The organism is Heliomarina sp., assembly GCF_052826185.1.
In genome coordinates, this window is record NZ_JBRBUI010000026.1 from 1 (window position 1) to 4,659 (window position 4,659).

Below are 4,659 nucleotides of genomic sequence, written 5' to 3' on the forward strand. Positions count from 1 at the left end.
AGCCTGTTGTCGATGGGGTTGGTCTGGGCGCTTTGCGTCCTGCTTGTCCTGTCGTCGCTCGCGGCACTCATCGTCCTCTGTAGGTGGCTCGTAACAAGAAGGCGGAAACTTAGTGAAAAACACGATTAGGCTCTCGGCTGTCCTGCTCGCCACGACGGTTTTGCCCGTAGCGGCGCAGAGCGACGTGCTCATGGGCGAGCGCCTTTATCAAGAGAATTGTGCCAGTTGCCATGGGGCAAACCTGGAGGGGCAATCAGATTGGCGCACACGATTGCCGAACGGCAGGTTGCCTGCCCCGCCGCACGACGCCTCCGGCCATACCTGGCATCACCCCGACCGCGTATTGCTCGACATCGTGAAACGCGGACCGGCGGCGATTGTCGGGAACGGGTACGAAAGCGACATGCCCGGATATGAGGATGTGCTGACAGACGATGAGATCACGGCGATCATTGACTACATCAAGAGCACATGGCCCAACCGGATCCGCGCGTCGCAGGAAAGCCGATCCCTTGCCGATGAGCAGGCGCAGCCATGACGGAAGAGGTCGAGGGAAATGCCGACCCTGTGTCGCGACGCAGTATCTCCGGGTTCGTGCTGGTTCCGCTGATAGCTTTTGCCCTCATGGTCCTGTTCGGTTGGGGGCTTTTCAGGGGTGGCGACGACTTGCCGTCGGCACTTCTCGGCAAACCCGTGCCCGACTTCGCGCTGCCCCCGGTGCTCGGCCGAGAAGAAGGTCTTTCGACGCAGGACCTGATCGGACACGTGTCACTGGTGAACGTCTTCGCCTCGTGGTGTGTGCCCTGCCGTGCCGAACACCCGTTGTTCATGGAGTTGAGTGCAACCGGTGAGGTGCCGCTCTACGGAATCAACTACAAGGACCCGCCCGATCAGGCGCGCGCCTGGCTCGACGAGTTGGGTGATCCCTACGCGCGCATCGGGGCCGACATCAACGGACGCGCCGGTATCGAATGGGGCGTCTATGGCGTGCCCGAAACCTACGTCATCGCGCCCGACGGCACCATCGCCTACCGCCATGTTGGTCCGATCACACGAGCAATCCTGCAGGAAACGCTGCTGCCGATCGTCCGTGACCACAAAACCCAATCCGCCAAGGAGAAAACGCCATGAAAAATCTGAAACCGCCGCTGATCGCCTGGGCACTGTCCGTCGGCGCGGCTTTCGCGACACCGCAAGGGTTTGCACTTCACGACACCCCGCAGCCTGTCGCCAATGTGCGCTACGAGAAAGATGACGGCAGCCGCGGAGACATGGAAGATTTTCGCGGCAAAGTGATCCTCGTGAATGTCTGGGCAACCTGGTGCGTCCCCTGCCGCGAAGAGATGCCGACGCTCGATGCGCTTCAGGCGGAACTTGGCGGCGACGACTTCGAAGTGGTTGCCCTTTCCATCGACCGGGCCGGATCACAAATCGTTCGGCGTTTCTACGACGAGATCGGTGTCACCAATCTCAATATGTATGTCGACCAGACCATGCTTTCGATGACCGCGCTGCGCACCGTTGGCCTGCCGACGACGATCCTGATCGACGCGCAGGGGCGGGAGCTCGGGCGACTGGTCGGCCCGGCCGAATGGGATGATCCCGAGATGGTGTCCTTTTTGCGAAGCTTTATTGAATGAATCCCAGCAAAAGTCCACTGCTCACCCTTGACCTTCCAGTTACTGGAATGACTAGCTTTTAATCATCGAAAGGACTTTCCGGATGACCGAAATATCACCTTCCAACATTGCGGGTGCCGCCAACATCGAAAGCGCAGGAAATTGGCCCCGGTGGTTGACGCGCAGACGATTGCTGTTCGTCGGTGCGGCAACCGTGATGGGGGGCGGCATGGCCCTGAACTGGGGATGGCTCACCGCGATCGGGCTCGCGCCTGTTCTGGTCTCGCTGGCCCCCTGTGCCGCGATGTGCGGCCTGGGTCTGTGCATGAAGGGCGGGTCTGGAAAGGGATGCTCCAACTCGCCGGACGGGGCGTCTCCCGACTGAGTTCTTTCGATAACCACACGATCAACCCAAGGAGAAAACCATGAGAAAAACACTTACAACTTTCGTCGTTGCGACGGCCCTTACCGCAAGTGCATTTGCCGTCAGCGCCCAGGAACAGACCACGCCGGAAACGGGCGAAATGATGCAGAATGAGGGGGCCATGCAAGGCGGCATGATGGACGGCGACATGATGGGCATGATGAAGATGATGGCCGAAATGAAACCCATGATGGAAGCCTGCACCGAGATGATGGCGTCCATGACCGAGAATATGGACGGCGGCATGATGCCGTCGGAAAAGTCTGACGGCTAGATTTGCCCAAATGCCTGTCGGTCAACGGATCGGCAGGCATTTATTGTAAGGATACAAGAATTGACAGCACTGACACGGCGCGCCGCTTTAGCGATACTCGCGGCCACGATTTCGTCTCCGGCCTTCGCCAATCATCCGGGGGAAAACCTGGATGCGCGCATGTTCGAGATGGAGCCCTACTTCCAGGCCATCGATGCAGCGCAGGCTCCGAGTTTCGAATTGCAGGATCCCGAGGGGAATCCTGTGCGCCTGTCGGATTTCAGCGACAAGGTGATCATCCTGCACTTCATCTACGCCAATTGCCCGGATATCTGCCCGCTCCACTCCGAAAAGATCGCGGCCATACAGACTTCGATCAACGACGGGCCGATGAAGGAGCTTGTGCAGTTCATCTCGATCACCACCGATCCGGTGAATAACACGCCGGACGTGCTGCGCGATTACGTGGATCGGCATGGACTCGATCCGAGCAACTGGGTCATTTTGACCAAGCAGCCTAATCAATCTGATGACGCAACGCGCCTTCTGGCGCGGGACTATGGGCTGGAGTTCACTATGACCGCCGACAGCGACATGATGATGCACGGAGCGGTCACCCATGTCGTGGATATCGGCGGGCGGTTCGCTGCAAAATTTCATGGCATGGAATTCAAGAACGTGAACCTGATCCTCTATGTCAGCGAGTTGATCAACAACGCACAGCATCGACGCCGGGAGCCCAGCTGGTGGGACCGGCTAACAGGTGTGTCTCAATGAGTGTCTTTGCGACTGGCGTCAGGCTGTCCTCGACAGACGGAATTTCCCTGACAGCTCTGCGTCGGTATTTTTCGGTGATCATCCCGGCCAATCTGATCTGGGAGTTCGCGCATATGCCGCTCTATACGATATGGAACGAGGGCACCTGGGGTGAGATTGTCTTCGCAGCCGTCCATTGCACGGGTGGTGATATCCTGATCGCCATGAGCGCGCTGATGCTTGCCCTCATGCTGTCGGGCCGGGGCTGGCCCCTAGTCGCCTCCACGCGGCGGTCTGTGACCGTCCTGACGGTGGTGTTTGGACTGGGATACACGCTGTTCAGCGAATGGCTCAACATCGTGATCCGCGCGGCCTGGGCCTATTCGGACCTGATGCCGATCATTCCGGTCCTCGATGCGGGCCTGTCACCTGTTTTGCAATGGATCGTGGTCCCGCTGGTCGCGTTCTGGTGGGCCGTGTGGTCCTTCAACACTAAGCGAGAAACATGATGGATATTTCCGGCATCGGCATTTTCGCGGCCTTCCTTGCGGGTGCCATTTCGTTCCTGTCGCCTTGTGTACTGCCACTGGTGCCCGGCTACGTTTCGTACATTGCGGGGCAGCCGGACCTGCGTACGACGCGGTCGGTTGGTCTGCGGGCACGTGCCGGGGCGCTCGGATTGAGTGCCTGCTTCGTGCTGGGCTTTTCGACGGTCTTCGTCGCCCTCGGGGCCGGGGCCAGCGCGCTCGGGTCGCTGCTGCTGACATGGCGCACCGAGCTGAACTATATCGGAGGCGGGATCATCATTCTGTTCGGACTGTTCATGGTGGGTATCTTTCGTCTGGATGCGTTCTCGCGCGATACCCGTTTCAATCTCGACATTCCCGGCGGTCGCCCGTTTGGGGCCTATGTGCTGGGACTGGCCTTCGCCTTTGGCTGGACACCTTGCATCGGACCGATCCTCGGCGCGATCCTGACACTCAGTTCGACCTCCGGCGGCATGTCGGACGGCATCTGGCTGCTGTCGATCTATTCCGCTGGTCTGGGGGTGCCTTTCCTGCTGGCTGCGCTGTTCACCGACGCCATCGCCGCGCGGGTAAGGCAGATCGGCAAGGCCGGTCGCTGGCTCTACAAGGGCGCGGGTGTTGCCATGATCATCATGGGAGCTGCCATCATGACCGGGCAACTGTCACGGTTTGCATATTGGCTGCTGGGGACGTTTCCCTTTCTCGCGACAATCGGCTGACGAACTTCGAACCAGCTCTTGGCGCGATGGCTGGTAAGTGGGGATCATCTCCACCAGTCAAAAAGGTCGTACACGCCGCGCCTCTGTAGAGGTCGCGGGGCCGTCAACCGATCAGGTAGACCCGGATCGGCATCCAGATACCCATGACCATCATCATCAGGTTCTCGGTGAGCGAGACGAACCCTAGTGGCACGTTGCTGTCTCCCCCGACGCAGGCGCATTTCAACTCGCGCCTTTCGATGTACACGGCCTTGAAGACCGAAACCGCGCCGACGGTGCCGATGAACAAGGCCACGGGTGCCGACAGCCAGGTGAGCGCCCCGGCGACCATGAGGATACCGGCGAAGGCCTCTCCGAAGGG

General features: G+C 59.8%; 8 protein-coding genes and 1 pseudogene. 8 read left to right on the plus strand and 1 reads right to left on the minus strand.

Translation table 11 applies throughout. The annotated features are described in order from the left end of the window. Positions 1 to 160 precede the first annotated feature (160 nt). From ACU0FH_RS08805 to ACU0FH_RS08840, 8 genes are all read left to right on the plus strand, one after another. Positions 161 to 538, plus strand: coding sequence for a c-type cytochrome (locus ACU0FH_RS08805; RefSeq protein WP_237267629.1), 378 nt, complete (start codon positions 161 to 163; stop codon positions 536 to 538). After that, complete coding sequence (locus ACU0FH_RS08810; protein WP_043772511.1) at positions 535 to 1,131, plus strand: DsbE family thiol:disulfide interchange protein; 597 nt, start codon at positions 535 to 537, stop codon at positions 1,129 to 1,131. The genes ACU0FH_RS08805 and ACU0FH_RS08810 overlap by 4 nt, the downstream gene beginning before the upstream one ends. Next, positions 1,128 to 1,640: a TlpA family protein disulfide reductase gene (locus ACU0FH_RS08815; protein WP_043772509.1), complete on the plus strand. Its 513-nt coding sequence runs from the start codon at positions 1,128 to 1,130 to the stop codon at positions 1,638 to 1,640. The genes ACU0FH_RS08810 and ACU0FH_RS08815 overlap by 4 nt, the downstream gene beginning before the upstream one ends. An 82-nt stretch (positions 1,641 to 1,722) precedes the next feature. Then, entirely contained in the window at positions 1,723 to 2,004 is a 282-nt protein-coding gene (locus ACU0FH_RS08820) for a hypothetical protein (RefSeq protein WP_068286437.1), read from the plus strand. Positions 2,005 to 2,044: 40 nt separating this feature from the next. Beyond that, on the plus strand, positions 2,045 to 2,317 hold the full coding sequence (locus ACU0FH_RS08825) for a hypothetical protein (protein WP_071974092.1): 273 nt from the start codon (positions 2,045 to 2,047) through the stop codon (positions 2,315 to 2,317). A gap of 60 nt (positions 2,318 to 2,377) precedes the next feature. After that, entirely contained in the window at positions 2,378 to 3,073 is a 696-nt protein-coding gene (locus tag ACU0FH_RS08830) for an SCO family protein (protein WP_446194272.1), read from the plus strand. Beyond that, entirely contained in the window at positions 3,070 to 3,561 is a 492-nt protein-coding gene (locus tag ACU0FH_RS08835) for a hypothetical protein (protein WP_089963146.1), read from the plus strand. Before ACU0FH_RS08830 ends, ACU0FH_RS08835 begins: the two co-directional genes overlap by 4 nt. Beyond that, complete coding sequence (locus ACU0FH_RS08840) at positions 3,558 to 4,298, plus strand: cytochrome c biogenesis CcdA family protein (RefSeq protein WP_446194273.1); 741 nt, start codon at positions 3,558 to 3,560, stop codon at positions 4,296 to 4,298. The genes ACU0FH_RS08835 and ACU0FH_RS08840 overlap by 4 nt, the downstream gene beginning before the upstream one ends. Positions 4,299 to 4,401: 103 nt before the next feature. On the opposite strand, the pseudogene ACU0FH_RS08845 reads toward ACU0FH_RS08840, so the two are convergent. Continuing rightward, positions 4,402 to 4,659: pseudogene (locus ACU0FH_RS08845) on the minus strand (glutaredoxin); the annotation flags it as partial.

Excerpts from the sequence above, each read along its gene's own strand:
- ACU0FH_RS08810 (WP_043772511.1), top strand. The coding sequence starts at position 535 with ATGACGGAAGAGGTCGAGGGAAATGCCGACCCTGTGTCGCGACGCAGT.
- ACU0FH_RS08815 (WP_043772509.1), top strand. The coding sequence starts at position 1,128 with ATGAAAAATCTGAAACCGCCGCTGATCGCCTGGGCACTGTCCGTCGGC.
- ACU0FH_RS08820 (WP_068286437.1), top strand. The coding sequence starts at position 1,723 with ATGACCGAAATATCACCTTCCAACATTGCGGGTGCCGCCAACATCGAA.
- ACU0FH_RS08825 (WP_071974092.1), top strand. The coding sequence starts at position 2,045 with ATGAGAAAAACACTTACAACTTTCGTCGTTGCGACGGCCCTTACCGCA.
- ACU0FH_RS08835 (WP_089963146.1), top strand. The coding sequence starts at position 3,070 with ATGAGTGTCTTTGCGACTGGCGTCAGGCTGTCCTCGACAGACGGAATT.
- ACU0FH_RS08840 (WP_446194273.1), top strand. The coding sequence starts at position 3,558 with ATGATGGATATTTCCGGCATCGGCATTTTCGCGGCCTTCCTTGCGGGT.